The 15,181-nt window shown below is 69.6% G+C and carries 17 protein-coding genes; 6 read left to right on the plus strand and 11 right to left on the minus strand.

Annotation, left to right across the window (positions count from 1 at the left end; translation table 11 throughout):
* The first annotated feature begins 78 nt into the window (after positions 1–78).
* Positions 79–426 (plus strand): type II toxin-antitoxin system RelE/ParE family toxin, encoded by a 348-nt coding sequence (locus tag ACGFJ2_RS05425; RefSeq protein WP_393464941.1) that lies wholly within the window; start codon positions 79–81, stop codon positions 424–426.
* 1 nt (position 427) lies between these two features.
* Complete coding sequence (locus tag ACGFJ2_RS05430; RefSeq protein ID WP_357955771.1) at positions 428–727, plus strand: helix-turn-helix transcriptional regulator; 300 nt, start codon at positions 428–430, stop codon at positions 725–727.
* An 86-nt stretch (positions 728–813) separates the two neighbouring features.
* Here ACGFJ2_RS05430 and ACGFJ2_RS05435 read toward each other — a convergent pair whose 3' ends face one another.
* A complete protein-coding gene (locus ACGFJ2_RS05435) occupies positions 814–2,268 on the minus strand; it encodes a carboxylesterase/lipase family protein (RefSeq protein ID WP_393464945.1) in 1,455 nt (484 codons plus the stop codon).
* A 126-nt stretch (positions 2,269–2,394) separates the two neighbouring features.
* Between ACGFJ2_RS05435 and ACGFJ2_RS05440 the strand changes: the two genes are divergently transcribed.
* From ACGFJ2_RS05440 to ACGFJ2_RS05450, 3 genes are read left to right on the plus strand one after another with little or no spacing between them, the layout of a single operon-like run.
* The gene (locus tag ACGFJ2_RS05440; protein WP_393464948.1) at positions 2,395–2,829 is read left to right on the plus strand and encodes an SRPBCC domain-containing protein; all 435 of its coding nucleotides are present in this window, start codon (positions 2,395–2,397) and stop codon (positions 2,827–2,829) included.
* Positions 2,816–3,148: a metalloregulator ArsR/SmtB family transcription factor gene (locus tag ACGFJ2_RS05445; RefSeq protein WP_358187549.1), complete on the plus strand. Its 333-nt coding sequence runs from the start codon at positions 2,816–2,818 to the stop codon at positions 3,146–3,148. The genes ACGFJ2_RS05440 and ACGFJ2_RS05445 overlap by 14 nt, the downstream gene beginning before the upstream one ends.
* A 42-nt stretch (positions 3,149–3,190) precedes the next feature.
* The gene (locus ACGFJ2_RS05450; RefSeq protein WP_393464952.1) at positions 3,191–3,973 is read left to right on the plus strand and encodes a DUF899 domain-containing protein; all 783 of its coding nucleotides are present in this window, start codon (positions 3,191–3,193) and stop codon (positions 3,971–3,973) included.
* Between the two features lie 6 nt (positions 3,974–3,979).
* Here ACGFJ2_RS05450 and ACGFJ2_RS05455 read toward each other — a convergent pair whose 3' ends face one another.
* The 6 genes from ACGFJ2_RS05455 to ACGFJ2_RS05480 all read right to left on the minus strand — a co-directional run bounded on the left by ACGFJ2_RS05455 (position 3,980) and on the right by ACGFJ2_RS05480 (position 9,142).
* Positions 3,980–4,471: a hypothetical protein gene (locus ACGFJ2_RS05455; protein ID WP_393464955.1), complete on the minus strand. Its 492-nt coding sequence runs from the start codon at positions 4,469–4,471 to the stop codon at positions 3,980–3,982.
* On the minus strand, positions 4,468–4,791 hold the full coding sequence (locus tag ACGFJ2_RS05460; RefSeq protein WP_357955760.1) for a PadR family transcriptional regulator: 324 nt from the start codon (positions 4,789–4,791) through the stop codon (positions 4,468–4,470). Before ACGFJ2_RS05460 ends, ACGFJ2_RS05455 begins: the two co-directional genes overlap by 4 nt.
* A gap of 202 nt (positions 4,792–4,993) precedes the next feature.
* On the minus strand, positions 4,994–5,824 hold the full coding sequence (locus ACGFJ2_RS05465; RefSeq protein ID WP_358187531.1) for a carbohydrate ABC transporter permease: 831 nt from the start codon (positions 5,822–5,824) through the stop codon (positions 4,994–4,996).
* A gap of 44 nt (positions 5,825–5,868) precedes the next feature.
* Positions 5,869–6,876 carry a carbohydrate ABC transporter permease gene (locus tag ACGFJ2_RS05470; protein WP_393465307.1) on the minus strand — a complete coding sequence of 336 codons (1,008 nt, stop codon included), beginning with the start codon at positions 6,874–6,876 and terminating at the stop codon, positions 5,869–5,871.
* Entirely contained in the window at positions 6,876–8,102 is a 1,227-nt protein-coding gene (locus ACGFJ2_RS05475; protein ID WP_393464959.1) for an extracellular solute-binding protein, read from the minus strand. Before ACGFJ2_RS05475 ends, ACGFJ2_RS05470 begins: the two co-directional genes overlap by 1 nt.
* Before the next feature lie 11 nt (positions 8,103–8,113).
* Positions 8,114–9,142, minus strand: coding sequence for a LacI family DNA-binding transcriptional regulator (locus ACGFJ2_RS05480; protein ID WP_393464962.1), 1,029 nt, complete (start codon positions 9,140–9,142; stop codon positions 8,114–8,116).
* 123 nt (positions 9,143–9,265) lie between these two features.
* Between ACGFJ2_RS05480 and ACGFJ2_RS05485 the strand changes: the two genes are divergently transcribed.
* Positions 9,266–11,455: a glycogen debranching N-terminal domain-containing protein gene (locus tag ACGFJ2_RS05485; RefSeq protein ID WP_393464965.1), complete on the plus strand. Its 2,190-nt coding sequence runs from the start codon at positions 9,266–9,268 to the stop codon at positions 11,453–11,455.
* 22 nt (positions 11,456–11,477) lie between these two features.
* On the opposite strand, the gene ACGFJ2_RS05490 is transcribed toward ACGFJ2_RS05485, so the two are convergent.
* The 4 genes from ACGFJ2_RS05490 to ACGFJ2_RS05505 form a co-directional block, all read right to left on the minus strand.
* On the minus strand, positions 11,478–12,461 hold the full coding sequence (locus ACGFJ2_RS05490; RefSeq protein WP_393464968.1) for an SDR family NAD(P)-dependent oxidoreductase: 984 nt from the start codon (positions 12,459–12,461) through the stop codon (positions 11,478–11,480).
* Positions 12,462–12,497: 36 nt separating this feature from the next.
* Positions 12,498–13,283: a chitosanase gene (locus tag ACGFJ2_RS05495; protein WP_393464971.1), complete on the minus strand. Its 786-nt coding sequence runs from the start codon at positions 13,281–13,283 to the stop codon at positions 12,498–12,500.
* Between the two features lie 91 nt (positions 13,284–13,374).
* Positions 13,375–14,061 carry an FMN reductase gene (locus ACGFJ2_RS05500; protein WP_393464974.1) on the minus strand — a complete coding sequence of 229 codons (687 nt, stop codon included), beginning with the start codon at positions 14,059–14,061 and terminating at the stop codon, positions 13,375–13,377.
* 30 nt (positions 14,062–14,091) lie between these two features.
* Positions 14,092–15,165, minus strand: a complete 1,074-nt coding sequence (locus tag ACGFJ2_RS05505) for an LLM class flavin-dependent oxidoreductase (RefSeq protein ID WP_357955873.1) — start codon at positions 15,163–15,165, stop codon at positions 14,092–14,094.
* Positions 15,166–15,181 lie beyond the last annotated feature (16 nt).

Here is a 15,181-nt window from a genome sequence, read left to right on the forward strand (position 1 = left end):
AGGCGAGCGTAGCCGGTGACCTGGGCTTATTTCTCATTTCAGGGACACCGCGCTTGCCTGCGCTATAACGTCCGTGTTATGAATTGGGGAGAGGTGGAGTTGGAGCCTGAGATCGACAAGTGGTTCGACTCGCTCAGCCAGGAGGATCAGGAAACGGTGGTCTTCTATGTCGATTTGCTGGCGTGGCGTGGAGTGCTGCTCGACGAGCCGTACACCAGGCAACTGCATGGCAAGCTCAGGGAGCTTCGGTTCTATCTCTCTCAAGAGGCTGTGCGCGTTACATACTGGATCGCATCAGGCAGACGGATCATTCTGCTGACGGTGTTCTGCAAGCAGCGGATGCGCGAGACGGCCGAGGTCAAACGAGCTGTGCGAGCTATGAACCGGTGCATCGCCGAGGCTCACACGGCGGATGAGGATGAGTGACATGAGCGAGCGCAAGGCATGGACCGACAAGCGCGCCGAAATCATGAGCCGTCCGGGAGCCGGAGCCGCTTACGAAGCCGCTCGGATCCGCTTCGAGCTGGGTGAGGCCGTACGGCTGCGCCGCGAAGAGCTTGGCTTGACCCAGTTGGAGCTGGCCGAGCGCGCAGGTCTTCAGCAGCCGGCGGTGGCCCGGTTCGAAGCCGGCGGCACCATGCCGACAATCCCCATGCTGGAACGCTTCGCCGAAGCCCTCGGCCTACGTCTCACCGTCCAGTTCCAACCCCTTCGCGAAGCCAGCTGAGCCTTCTTGAGGTACGCCACGCCGCTACTGACCTGATCGGGTCTGCTCTGCCGCCGCCTGGCCGGGCTGTTCAGGTGAAGGCCGTCTCAGGTGAGGCCGTCGAGGTGCCACCAGGTGCCTGAGGGCCAGGTGCGGCCGTTCCAGGCGCGGCGCTCGAGCGGTCGGGGATCGGGTTCGACTCGGCTCTGGCCGGCGTCGAAGATCATGGTCTGGCGGTGTTCGGTGTCGTAGGGTGCCCAACTGGGCGCGGCACCCCGGGCGAAGTGTCCCCAGGTGTCGTGCAGTTCTGCCGACAGCGCCCGGTCGGCGGGCTCGGTGAGTGGGGTCGACTGCCAGATCATCGGCCCGTCCGCGCTGTGCCCACCCCGTAGCAGCCTGCCCAGGGGAGTCGTGGCGGGTACCCCGGGAAAGGGGCCGTCGTAGCAGGATCGCCACACCGGGGCGTGTCGTGCCTGTGCTTCGGCCAGCCGGGTTGTGGGGATGCCGTACCGCTCGTCACTCAGGACGGCCAGGCCGAGCGCGGTGTCGTCGAGTTCGGGTCGGCTCTCGCGGTACGCGGCCAGTATCGTGTCCGCCTCGGCCGTGCCGAACAGTTCGGCCAGCACCCTCGGCGCCTGTGCGGCCGTACTGGCGTCCAGCATTTGGAAGGTGCCGCCCTCGTTCCCGCAGGTCTGGGCGAGCAGTGGGATACCGGCGGCGGCACCCGCGGCGATGGCGTCGATGGGCCTGCCGGACAGCACGGTCCCGTCGATGACGGGCCGCCAGATCCAGAGGGCCTTCGCGCCGGTGGCGATGGCGTCCTGTGCCGCGAGCATCTCGGCGGCGGGCACTTCGCGCACCCGGTCGGCGCTCACGCCGAGCTCCCGAAGGAACCGTACGGTCACGGCCTTGGCCTGCGCCGGGGTGGCGACGTGGTCACCGCCGCCGCTGCTGGACGCGGCCCGGTGGATCAGTCCTCGGGTGAGCGGGGTGGCCAGCAGGTTGGCCACGCTCTTGGCGCCGGCGGACAGACCGTACAGGGTGACCCGCTTCGGATCTCCGCCGAACGCCGCGATGTTCTCCCGCACCCAGCGCAACGCCTGAACTTGGTCAAGCAGTCCTGAGACGCCTGATGAGTCGCCGATGTCGAGGAAGCCCAGGCTGCCCAGCCGGTAGTTGAAGCTGACCACGACCAGATCATGGGTGCGGGCGAAGAGCGCCCCGTCGCCGTACATGTCGGTGCCGCTGCCAGTGAGATAGCCACCTCCGTGTATCCACACCAGCACCGGCCTCAACCGGCCGTCCGGGGGAGGCGCCGCCACGTTCGCGTACAGGCAGTCCTCGTCCATGGCCGGGGCCGGTAGGCCGGGCAGGACGGACTGCATGGCCGCGTTCCCCGGCGCGGTGGCTTCCCGCACCCCCTGCCAGGGCGCCGGCGGCTGCGGCGGGCGCAATCGGAGCTTGCCCACAGGGGGAGCGGCATAGGGGATTCCCTGCCAGACGAGCACATCGCCGAGATCGACGCCACGGACCGTACCAGCACGAGTCTCAACAAGGGTCACGGCGACCTTCATAGCAGCCCACGAAGGACCGCCGGAGGTCGGCCCACCCTACCGACCGGTTGACGCAACCGAATGGTTGCCATAGTGTTGTGGCAACCGAATGGTTGCAACAGATGGAGGTGTGTCATGGGTTTTCCCGATCGCATCGAGCGCAGCATCAGCGTCGCCCACCCGCCCGCGAAGGTGTGGGAAGCGATCACGACGGCTGAGGGATTGGGCACGTGGTTCGGTCACAAGGCGACCGTCGACCTGCGTGTCGGCGGCCTCGCCCAACTGACCTTCGAGGGCGGGCATAACGCCTACCTGCGCATCGAGCGCCTCGAGCCGCCGCACGTGTTCGGCTACACCTGGGGCATCAACGGCCTGCCGGCCGACGATACGCGCCGTACCTACGTCGAGTTCACCCTTGAGCCGGAGGCCGGAGGGACCCGGCTCACCGTGGTCGAATCCGGCTTCGCGCAACTGCCCGACGACCTCTACTCCGGCGCGTACGGCGGCAACGTCAAGGGATGGCAGAGCGAGCTGGACGAGCTCGTCGAATACCTCGATGCCCGAGCGTGAGCCGGAGGCCGTCGCGGAAGAGGTCTTCGCCGCGCTGGCCGATCCCAGCCGGCGGAGCATCCTGGCCGCGCTCGCGTCCCGCGGGCCGGCCACGGCGACGGACCTGGCGGCCGGCCTGCCGATCACCCGGCAGGCGATCGCCAAGCACCTCGGCTTGCTCGCCGAGGCCGGGCTGGTCATCGCCGAGCCCGGCGAGCGGCGTCGCGTCCGCTACCGGCTCCAGTCGGCCCCCATCCAGGTCGCGCAGCAGTTCCTCGCCGCGCTGGCCCGTGACTGGGACTCCAGTCTCGACGCCCTCAGGCGGCATCTGGGTACGTGAGGGGCAGGGGGAGTCGTGACCTAATACGACAAGGAGAAGACAATGATCGATCACAAGACCGGAACGCGTGAAGAGTGGCTCGCGGCCCGGCTGGAGCTGCTCGAGGCCGAGAAGGCCCTGACGCGGCAGGGCGACCGAGTGGCGCGGCAGCGGCAGGAGCTGCCCTGGGTCCGCGTCGACAAGGAATACCGCTTCGAGACCGACGAGGGCACCGCGTCCCTCGCCGACCTCTTCGAGGGACGCTCGCAGCTGCTCATCTACCACTTCATGTTCGGGCCTGACTACGAGGCGGGATGTCCGTCCTGCTCGGCGATCGCCGACGGCTTCAACGGCTCCGTCGTCCACCTCGCCAACCACGACGTCACGCTCTGCGCGGTGTCGCAGGCCCCGCTCGCCAAACTGCAGGCGTACAAGCGGCGGATGGGCTGGAGCTTCCCCTGGGCCTCATCGTTCGGAAGCGATTTCAACTACGACTTCCGGGTGACGCACACCAAGGAGGAGTGGCAGTCGGGAGTCGTCGAGTACAACTTCCGCTCGATGGACGTCCGGCCGCCGGAGTCGGGTGAGGAGAATCCCGTCCTCGTCGAGTTCGCGTCGAGCGTGGGCACGGACTGGCCGACGTACCGGCAGCAAGGGCCCGGCATGAGCGCGTTCGCGCTCGAGGTTGACGAGGATGAGGATGACGTCGTTTATCACACCTACTCGACGTACGAGCGTGGGGTGGACGGGCTCTGGGGCATGTTCCAGTGGCTCGACCGCGCGCCGCTCGGCCGCAACGAGACCGGCTTCTGGTGGCGCCGCCACGACGAGTACGACAGCCAGTGATCACTCTCAGTCTTTGGCCGCGCGCCTCCAGCCCGTCGCGGCCATGATCAGCAGGAGCGCCGCAAGAGTCGCCCAGTAGGCTGTGTACCGCAGGCTCGCCGGTGGGTTGGTGAGCGCGGACGCCAAGCCCGGCAGGACGTAGATCGCCGCCGCCAGCGCCCAGCCGCGCAGCAGCGCGACCACCAGCGCCGCCGAAGCGGCCAGCCACCAGGGGGAGGCGTGGTCGGCGATGTTGTACGACAGATTCGCCAGGGCCAGCGTCAGGAGGCCGAGATGTAGGCCGTCGGCCCACCACGGTGCGGGTCCCTCGGCGGCCTTACGGGCTCTGGCGGCGAAGCCCGCCGTGACGAGGGCGGCCGTCTCCCGCGGCGAGGGGACACGGCGCGGCGAGTCGTTCATCAGCGTGCCGAGGATCTCGGCGCCGTATTCGGCACGGTGGCCGGACGGGAAGGCCCGCAGGAACAGCCGGTACCAGCTTTCGGTGAACGCCTCGCTCATGCCCGTGCCGTCCCCAACGCCGGGGCGATCCGTCCCGTGACGACCCGGGCGGCCTGCTCCATCCGCGCCGCCTCCTTGATGACAGCCGCACGGCCGTCCTCGGTCAGCCGGTAGTAGCGGCGGGGGCGGCCCTGGACGGTCTCCTCGCGGTCCACGGCGATCAGCCCGTCGCCCGCCAACCGGTCCAGCGCGCCGTAAAGGGTGCCGACGGCGAGCCGCACCCGCCCATCGGACTGCTCCTCGGCGCGCTTAATGATCCCGTAGCCGTGCGAAGGCCCATCGAGTAACGCGGTCAGTACGAAGTACGTGGGCTCGCTCATCACTGGCGATCTTTTAACCATACGGGCGACGATATATCGGACGGCGAAGTATGTGAAGGGGTGCGGACAACCCACCCAGACGGTGCCCGTGCGCGCGTAACGGCGCCCGGCTCCGTGCGGGTTCAGCGGCCGTATTCCTGGAGGTCCTGAGCCCCGTGCGGCGGGTGGCGGTGGGGGCGGCTGTGCCGTACAAGAAAATTGATCACCCCTTGTCGCTGCCCTCGTTGGCGCCGCGGACGAACCTGCGCTGGAATATCACGAAGATCACCGCCACCGGGATCGTCGCGAGCAGCGCCGCCCCCAGCTTGAGCGGGTACTGCGTGCCACCCCCCAGCGACCCGCTGACCAGGTCGGCCAGCCCCCGGGGCAGCGTGAACAGCGCCGGGCTCTGGACGGCCACCAGCGTGTGCGGGAACTCGTTCCACGCGCTCTGGAACGAGATGATCGTCAGCGTGATCAGCGCCGGCCGCGCCATCGGCAGCACTACCGACCAGAACGTACGGAACGCGCCCGCCCCGTCGATCCGGGCCGCCTCCTCCACCCCCGCCGGGATCGAGTCGAAGAACTGCTTCATGATGAACACCCCCGCCGCGTCCACGAGGACCGGCAGGATCAACGCCAGATAGCTGTCATACATCCCCAACTGATTGAGGACCAGAAATTTCGGGATAAAGAGGACTACGCCCGGCACGGCCATCACCGCGATGACCGCCCCGAACAGCGCCGACCGCCCGCGGAAGCGCAGCCTGGACAGCGCGTACCCGGCCAGCGAGTCGAGGAAGACCCGCCCGGCCGTCAGCACAAGCGTCACCAGCAGCGAGTTGCCCAGCCACAGCGGCATGTCGGTCCCGCTGAACACCCGCTCGAACCCCGCCAGCGTCCCCGGCTGCGGGATGGGCGAGAGCGGTGAGGCGGCCGCGTCCGGCTCGGTCTTGAACGAGTTCGCGACCTGGATGACGAACGGGTAGATGAACACCAGCGCGAAGAAGATCAGGATGGCGTAGCCGGTGAAGGTGCTCGCGAGCCTGCGCACCCCACCTCCCGCCGTCCTGTCCCGCGTTGAGAGCGTCGGGTGCGTCACGAGCTCCTCCTCTCCCGCATCACGCGCCGCTGGAACAGCGTCAGCAGCACGATGATGAGGAACAGCACGAACGAGATCGCCGTCCCCGCCCCATAGTCGAAGTCCCGGAACGCCGTCTGGTACGACAGGAACGCCGGAGTCAGCGTGGTCTTGGCCGGAGCGCCCTTGCTCATGACGTAGATCTGGTCGAACACCTGCCAGCTCCCGATCATCCCGAGCGTCAGCACCAGGAACATCGTCGGCCTGAGCATGGGCAGCGTCACGTACCGGAAGCGCTGCCACCGCCCCGCCCCGTCGAGCACGGCCGCCTCCTCCAGCGTCACCGGGATGTCCTGCAACGCCGCCAGGAACATCAGCATGAACGTGCCCGACGTCGTCCACACGACCAGCGCGATGATCGCGCACATCGCCACGCTCGGCCCGGACAGCCACTCCCACCACGACAGGCCGAACGGCCCCGCCCCGGCGAGTGCCGACGGCGGCGTGTCCATGCCGAGCAGCAGGTGGATGACGCCTCTGGCGTCGGAGAACCACTGCGGCCCCTGGATGCCGAAGAAGCCCAGCAGCTGCGTGAGCGCCCCGGAGTTGCTGAAGATGAACAGGAACACCACGCTGATCGCCACCGAGCTGGTGACCGACGGGAAGTAGAACGCGCTCCTGAAGAACGACTTGCCCTTGAGCAGGCGGCTGTTCACGATCAGGGCCAGGCCCAGCGCCAGTGCCGTCTGCAGGGGTACGACGATCGCCACGTAGTAGGCGTTGTTCCGGACGCTGATCATGAAGTTCTCGCGGGCCAGGTCGTCACGGGTGAACAGCCGGCCGTAGTTCTCCAGCCCGACGAACGGCACGCCGCTCTTGAACGGGCTGCCCTGGCCGTTCCACGAGGTGAGGCTGACCCACATCGCCATCAGGATCGGCAGCAGCAGGAACACCCCGAGGATGACCACGACCGGCGCGACGAACAGCCACCCCGTCACGTCGTCCCTGGCCCGGCTGCGGCGCATCACTCGCCCAGCGCGGACTGCGTGTTCTTCTGCAGCCTGGCCAGCAGCGCCTTCGGGTCCTGCGAGGTGAGCTGCTGGAGCCCGGCGTCGAAGTCGGACAGGACGCTGTCCATCTTGGCGGCGTTCACCGGGCCCTGGGCGTAGGCGGCGCCGTCCACGAACGCCGTGTCCGCGGGGAACTCCTTGACGTAGGCGTCCTTGGCCGACTGCCGCGACGGCATGACCCCGAACGCCTTGGCGAACGTGAGCTGCTGGTCGGCCTTGGTCATCGCCTCGACGAAGGCGATCGCCGCCGTCTTGTTGGCGCTCTTGGCCGCGATGCCCCAGCAGTTCGTGAACGACAGCGTGCCCTGCTTGGCCCCGGCGGGCAGCGGGTGGGCCGTGTACTGGATGTCGGGGTAGTCGGCCTTCAGCGCGCCCTTGATCCAGTTGCCCTCGATCGTCATCGCGGCCTTGCCCTTGCCGAACGCCTCACCGGCCCACTCCGCGCCGAGCTGCTTGGGGTACTGGGCCAGCTTGTCCTTGACCAGGGTCTTGACGTACTCCAGGGCCTTGAGGTTCTCGGGGCTGTCGCCGGTGGCCTGCTTGCCGTCGGCGCTGGTGATCCAGCCGCCCGCCTGCACCATGAACGCGCCGATCCGGTCGCGGGTGTCGCCGATCGCCAGCGGCGTGATGCCCTTGGCCTTGAGCTTGCCGGCCGTCGCGGTGAGCTGCTCCCACGTGGTCGGTACGTCGTCCGCCGTCAGGCCCGCCTTCTTCCACAGGCCGTCGTTGACGATCAGCGCCAGCGTGGAGAAGTCCTTCGGCGCGCAGTAGAACTTGCCGTCGCGGGTGAAGGTGGTGCGCAGGCTCGGGTAGAAGTCGTCCGGGTTCGAGATCTTGTCCCCGTACGGCTCCAGCGCGCCGACGCTGGCGTAGTCGGCGAACCGCGAGGCGTCCACGTAGAAGACGTCGGGCGGGGTGCCGCCCGCGAACGCCTGGCCGAGCTGCTGGTGGATGTCCTGCGCCGGGGTGACCGTGGCCTGGTTGCCGCTCGCCTTCGCCCACGCGTCCGCGGCCTGCTTGACCGCCGTCGTCTCCGGGTCGCCGGAGGAGGCGATGAGAATCCGCAGCGAGGCCGGGCCGCTGCTCTGCGGCGCGGCCGACGGCTTGTCCTCGAAGCCGCTGCCGCACGCGGTCGCGGCCAGCGCCAGTACGGAGAGCGCCGCCAGGGGGAGGTGTTTCATCACGTTTCCTTTCACGCTGTACGCCGGATGACCAGGGAGGGTTGAAGCAGTACGTGATCCGGCTTGTCCGGGCTGTCGTCTTCGAGCAGCCGGGTCAGCACCCGGACACAGCGCACGGCGGCGTCCGACAGCGGCTGGCTCAGACTGGTCAGGCCGATCGCGGCCGCCACGGGCGTGTCGTCGAACCCGATCACGGGCACCGGCCCGGCCTGCATGGCGCCCAGGGCGACGGAGTCGCTCACGCACACCAGGGCGGTGGCGCCGGCGGCGATCAGCTCCCGCGCCGCGGCCTCACCCTCGGCCGCCGACCCATCGGTCCGCCGCTCAAGCGCACCCGCCTCGCCGCCTTCGGCGTCATTCGTGCGAGCTTCGCCGTTTTTCGCGCGCGGCGTCAGGCCCGCGGCTTCGAGCGTCCTGACCCAGCCGCTCCTGCGGTCGTCGCCGACGCCGGAGCCCTCGGGCCAGCCGATGAACCCGATCCGCCGGTGACCCGCGTCGAGCAGGTGCCGGGTGGCGGCGGCCGTACCGGCCGCGCCGTCCACGTCCACCCATGGATGGTCGCCGCCCTCCGGCATGCCCCACGGCCGCCCGAACGTGACGAATGCCAGCTCCCGCTCGGCCAGCCACGAGGTGCGCACATCGCCGTAATGGGTGCCGGTCAGGACGAACGCATCCGGTTCGTACGCCCCGAGCAGGTCGTCGAAGGTGGCGATCTCCGATTGGTCGTCGTCGGCCGAGTAGAGGATCACCCGGTACCCCGCCTTGGCCGCCGACTCGGTCAGCCCGTGCAGGAACCGGTCGAACACGTTCATGCCATCCTGGGTCTGCTCGATCCGTACGGCCAGGAGCCGTGACCGGCCGGTCCGCATGCGGCGCGCCGCCTGGTTCACCCGGTAGCCGAGCTCCTCGACCGCCTGCCGTACGCGCTCACGCGTCTCCTCGCGGACGAGGTCGGGGGAGTTCAGGACGTTCGAGACGGTCTGCCGGGAGACGCTGGCACGCCGCGCGACGTCGGCGATCGTCACCTTTTCGGGCATCATGTCGCTTTCTAAGGGTTTGAACGTTCAAACGGAGGTATGGCAGGATTGGATCGTTCAAGTAAACGGAGTGTTACGCACTATCTCCCTTGGATGATTCGCCTGTCAAGATTTTGGGGGCCGCTCGTGCTCGACCAAGCCACGCACCGCCTGCAACCGCTGTTGCACGACCTCGTCAGCACCGTCCTGGCACCGACGACCGCGCTGAGCGGGACCGACGGGCAGATCAGGGCGGCCGGGGTGCAGGGCCTCTTCCACGCGGACGCGCGAGCGTTGTCGCAGGTGAAGCTGGCCGTGGACGGCAGGGAACCGGAGGCGGTGGGGCACGCCGTGCAGGCCGCCGGCCGTACCAGGTTCGTGTCGCTGGTCCGCTGGCTGGGCGACCCGATCGCGGACCCCACGGTCCGCGTCGACCGTACGCGGGAGGTCGCGCCCGGACGGATGGCGGAGCTCATCGAGATCACCTCCACCGCCACCCGCCCGGTGACGGCCACCGTCACCCTCGACCTGAGCTGCGACTTCGCCCCGATCGAGCTGGTGAAGTCCGGTGGCAGCGCCTCTCCGGCCGCCGTCACGCCCGGCTCGTCCACCGATGGCGCATGCCTGGAGTGGCGGTCCGGCCGCATCCGCGTACGGGCGACCGCCGAGAACGCCACGGCCGAGCTCGTGGGGCACCCCGTGCGGGTGGCCGGCGAGAATGTGGCGGTCGAGCCGGAGACCGCAGGGCGGTTTCGGTGGGATGTCGCGCTGGCGCCCGGCGAGCGCGTCACACTGCGGTGGGCCGTCGTGATCGACGACCCCGAGGCGGTGGTGACCGCGCCGGCCAAGCCGCTGGAGTGGAGCGTCCCGCAGGTGACGGCCGACGACGCCCGCCTCGTACGGCTGGCGGCCCGCTCGCTCGAGGACCTGCGCTCCCTCCGGCTGGCCGAGACCGGTGAGCCGGGGGACACGTTCCTGGGGGCGGGGGTGCCGTGGTTCCTGACGCTGTTCGGGCGGGACAGCCTCTGGGCCGCCAGGATGCTCCTGCCTCTGGGCACCGACCTGGCGGCGAGCACTCTGCGCGTACTGGCCAGACGACAGGGCACCCACGTCGACCCGGCCACCGGTGAGGCGCCCGGCAAGATCATGCACGAGTTGCGCCGTCACGAGCACAGCGGCGGCGACCTGCGACTGCCCGCCGCCTACTACGGCACCATCGACGCCACCCCCCTCTGGATCGGGCTGCTGCACGACGCCTGGCGCTGGGGCATGCCCGCCGCCCAGATCGAGCCCCTGCTCCCCGCCCTGGAGGCGGCGCTCGGCTGGCTCGGCGACCACGCGGACCCGGACGGGGACGGCTTCCTGGAGTACATCGACTCCACCGGCCACGGCCTGGCCAACCAGGGGTGGAAGGACTCGGGCGACGCGGTCCGCTTCCGCGACGGCCGCCAGGCGGAGCCGCCCATCGCGCTGGCTGAGGTCCAGGGGTACGCCTGCGCCGCCGCCCACCAGGGGGCCGCTCTGCTTGCGGCGTTCGGGCGGGAGGGGGCTGAGCGGTGGCTGGACTACGCGGGCACGATGGCCGACCGCTTCCGCGCCCGCTTCTGGGTCACCCATCCCGCACCGGTCACCGATCGGGAGAGCGGTTTTCCGGCGCTGGCCCTTGACCGCGACAAGCGGCCGGTCGACTCGCTGACCAGCAACATCGGCCACCTCCTCGGCACGGGACTGCTGTCGCAGGGGGAGGAGGCGAGGGTGGCGGAGCTGCTGGGCACCCCGGCGATGTCCGGTGCCTTCGGGCTGCGGACGATGTCGGCGGACGACGGCGCGTTCAGCCCGCTGTCCTACCACTGCGGGTCCGTCTGGTCGCACGACACCGCCATCGTCATCGCCGGACTCGCCAGGACCGGTCATGGCCGCCTGGCGGCGGAGCTGGCGCGGGGCCTGCTGACGGCGGCGGAGGGCTTCGACTACCGCCTGCCCGAGCTGCACGCGGGCGACGACCGGGACACGGTCGGGCGCCCGGTGGCCTACCCGGCCGCCTGCCGTCCCCAGGCGTGGTCGGCCGCCGCCGCCGTGACGCTACTGCACACGGCTGTGGGCCTGTATCCGGACGTACCGGGCGGCAAGGTCCTGGTGCGTCCTCTGGCGGGAGCCCCGCTCGGCGCGGTCACGGTACGCGGCCTGCGGGTGGCGGGCGCCGACGTCACCGTGTCGATCGACCGGTCGGGCGGAGTCCAGGTGACGGGCCTCCCACCTGGCCTGTCGGTCGAGGTGGCCGACCCCGACCTGCCGGTCGAAGTCACCGAGCCCGGCCTGCCGGTCGGGGGGCTGTGAGAGATCAGCGGGCCCGGGGAGGTCAGGGGGCCGGGAGGACGGAGAGCTCTGCGAGGTGGGCTTGCGGTGGGGCGGTGAGGGCCGTCAGGACCATGGAGGCGACCGCGGCCGGGGGTAGGCACCTGTCGGGGTTGTACGGCGAGCCGAAGCCGGTCCGGACCTTGCGCAGCAGTTCGGTGGCCGTGGCGCCCGGGTAGATCGTGGTGACCCGGATGCCATGGGGTTGTTCCTCGTCCCGTACGGCGTCGCCCAGCTCGCGCAGTGCGGCCTTGCTGGCCGCGTAGGCGGGCCAGCCCTGGGGGCTCAGGCCGGGCGCGGCGTTGATGAGGATCACCCGGCCGCGGCTTCTGCGCAGGGCGGGCAGGAGGAGGCGCAGCAGCTCGGCGGCCGAGGCGACGTTGACATTCAACGTGTCGCGCCACAGCTCCACCGTGCTGTCCGCGGTCGTGGTCACCTCGGCGATGGCCGCGCAGTGTACGAACGCGTCTAACTCCCCGATGGGCGGCAGCGCGGCGGCCAGCGTCTCCGGCCGGGCCAGGTCCGCCACGATGGCGATCACACTGCCGGGCGTGAAACCGGCGGGCGTCACATCGAGGTGCGTGACGGTGGTGGGCCTGACTTCGGCGGGCGTGACCGTGGGTATGGCCGCTGCGGGGGCGCTACCGGCCGCGGCGACGGCGGCGGACGGTACGGCCGGAGTCATGATCTCCGGCCACGGGAGATTCGCCGCGACCGGGGTGATCTCGCCCAGCCCGGCGATCCCATCCATGGCACCGGGCCCGACCGGTCGGTCCACGGTGGCGAGCCCGCCGGACGTGGCGACCCCGCCCGGCGTGGCGAGTTCACCCGATGTGGCGAGCCCGCCTGAGGCGGCGAGTTCGCTCAGGCGGGCCGGGTCGCGGACCAGGGCCAGGACCCGGTAGCCCGCGTCCAGCAGCGTCGTGGCGATGGCCGAGCCGATGCCGCCCGTCGCCCCTGTCAATAAGATCGTCCCAGCACGGGTCATGATCAGAGCGTGGCAGAGGCGCGGGCCGTACGTCTATTAGCTCTTGATCGTGTAGCTGTCGCCGTACACCTTCCAGGTCAGCGGCGGGTTCAGGTCGAGGTTGCCGTTCTTGAGGAAGACCCGCTGCTCGGTGTCGACGCGGGTGGTGTCCTCGTGCGCCTCCTCGGCCTTCATCGCGGCCTTGCGGGCGTCCAGGAACGCGTTGAGGTACGTCGTCTCGTTGCCGCCCTGCGCGGGGGTCTTGGCCTTGGACATCGCGGTCTTCCTGATGCCGCCGAAGCTGAGCTTGTCGGTGCCGGGGCCGTGCATGACGATCGCGTCGTAGTAGATGAACTGGCCCAGCGCCCGCAGTCCGTCCGTCTTGGCCTGGCTGACCGACGGGTTGAAGTAGACGCGGTCGCGCTCGTCGTTCTGCGCCGTCTGGAAGACGGTGTCCTTGGCGGCGGTCTTCCAGTCCTTGGTGAAGTTCGGGTCGAGGCCCGCGTGCGAGTCGCTGCCGTTGACCTTGCGGAGCGCGGGCAGGTATTTGGCCAGGACGTTGCCCGGCTTGCGGCTGGTGTAGAGCTCGACGAGCGCCAGCATGTCGCTGGTGCCGGAGCAGAAGCCGATGATCCCGGCCGTGTAGCCGCGGCCGTCGTCGATGTCCTCGATGTAGCCGTACTGGGACTTCCAGTCGAGTGTGGAGTTCTCGGCACTGGACACCAGCTGCATGGCGATGTCCTTCTTGTGCGGATCGGTGAGGTCGACCGCGGCCTGGCTGGTGCCCGTGAGCGCGAGAGTGGTGGCTAAGGCGACCAGTGAGACGAGAGTGGTTCGGAGCAACGTGATCTCCTGCTCTTCGTTAGGAAAGCTTCCTAACGAACCATACTCACAGGAGTCAACGTTCGGGGCTTTTGTTGTGAAATTGGGCCCCTTACCGGCGTAGTGCGGCGAGTTGCTGCTCGAACGGCACGACATCCAGCTCCGGCTCCGGCTCCAGCTCCGGCTGGCGGCCCGGCTCTCGGCCCGGCCTGCTGCCGGCCGCGTCTCCGAGCCCGGCCTCAGCGGGCGCCGGAGTACGGCCGCGCAGCAGGTCGGCCAGTTCGGTCGCGGCGCGGTCGATCCGCTCCGCCAGGCCGTCCGCGAAGCCGTCACCCCCGCCGCCCCAGTCCTCCGACGCCGCGTAGACGGCGGTCGGCGCCACCATGGCCCTCAGGTACGCGAACAGCGGCCGCAGCGCGTGCTCCAATGCCAGCGAGTGCCGTGGCGTGCCGCCGGTCGCCGCGATGAGCGTCGGCTTGCCCGCCAGCGCGGTGGGCTCCACGACGTCGAAGAACGACTTGAACAGGCCGCTGTAGGAGGCGCTGAAGACGGGCGTGACCGCGATCAGGCCGTCGGCCTCCGTCACCGCCTCGATCGCCGCGCGCAGCCGGGCGCCGGGGAAGCCGGTGACGAAGTTGTTCGCGATGTCGACGGCGAGATCGCGCAACTCGATCACCCGCACAGTCACCTCGGTCGGCCGGTCGGTGAGCCGCCGCACGGTCGCCTCCGTCAGGCGGTCGGCGAGCAGGCGGGTGGACGACGGCTGGGTCAGACCCGCCGTGACGACGACGAGCTTCATGAACACTCCTCCGAACTCCATGTGCAGCGGTCAGGCGGTCAGACGGTCGCGGGTGGTGTGGACAGGACCGTCGGGCACGTCGGCCGGCCGGTTCGCCGCGAACTCCCGGCGCAGCACCGGCACAACCTCCTCCCCGAGGATGTCCAGCTGCTCCAGGACCGTCTTCAGCGGCAGCCCCGCGTGGTCCATCAGGAACAACTGCCGCTGGTAGTCGCCGAACGACTCCCGGAACGTCAGCGTCCGGTCGATGACCTGCTGCGGGCTGCCCACCGTCAGCGGCGTCTCCTCGGTGAACTCCTCCAGCGACGGGCCGTGCCCGTACACGGGGGCGTTGTCGAAGTACGGACGGAACTCGCGCACCGCGTCCTGCGAGTTCTTCCGCATGAACACCTGCCCGCCGAGCCCCACGATGGCCTGCTCGGGCGTGCCGTGCCCGTAATGGGCGTACCGCTGGCGGTAGAGGGTGATCAGCCGGATGAAGTGCTCCTTCGGCCAGAAGATGTTGTTGGCGAAGAACCCGTCACCGTAGTAGGCGGCCTGCTCGGCGATCTCCGGGCTGCGGATCGAGCCGTGCCACACGAAGGGCGGCACTCCGTTCAGCGGCCGGGGCGTGGCGGTGAAGCCCTGCAGCGGCGTGCGGAAACGGCCCTCCCAGTCGACGACGTCCTCGCGCCAGAGCCGGTGGAGCAGCGCGTAGTTCTCGACGGCCAGCGGGATGCCCTGCCGGATGTCCTGCCCGAACCACGGGTAGACGGGCCCGGTGTTGCCCCGGCCCAGCATCAGGTCGACCCGGCCGTCGGCCAGATGCTGCAGCATCGCGAAGTCTTCGGCGATCTTGACCGGGTCGTTGGTCGTGATCAGCGTCGTGGCCGTGGACAGCGTGAGCCGCTCGGTCTTGGCCGCGATGTAGCCCAGCATGGTGGTGGGGGAGGACGGCACGAACGGCGGGTTGTGATGCTCGCCGGTCGCGAACACGTCCAGCCCCACCTCCTCGGCCTTGACCGCGATGGCCACCATCGCCTTGATGCGCTCATGCTCCGTCGGAGTCCTGCCGGTGGTGGGGTCCGTGGTCACGTCGCCCACACTGAAGATCCCGAACTGCATATCGTTCATCACCTCT

The organism is Nonomuraea sp. NPDC049028 (assembly GCF_043197735.1).
GTDB lineage: Bacteria > Actinomycetota > Actinomycetes > Streptosporangiales > Streptosporangiaceae > Nonomuraea.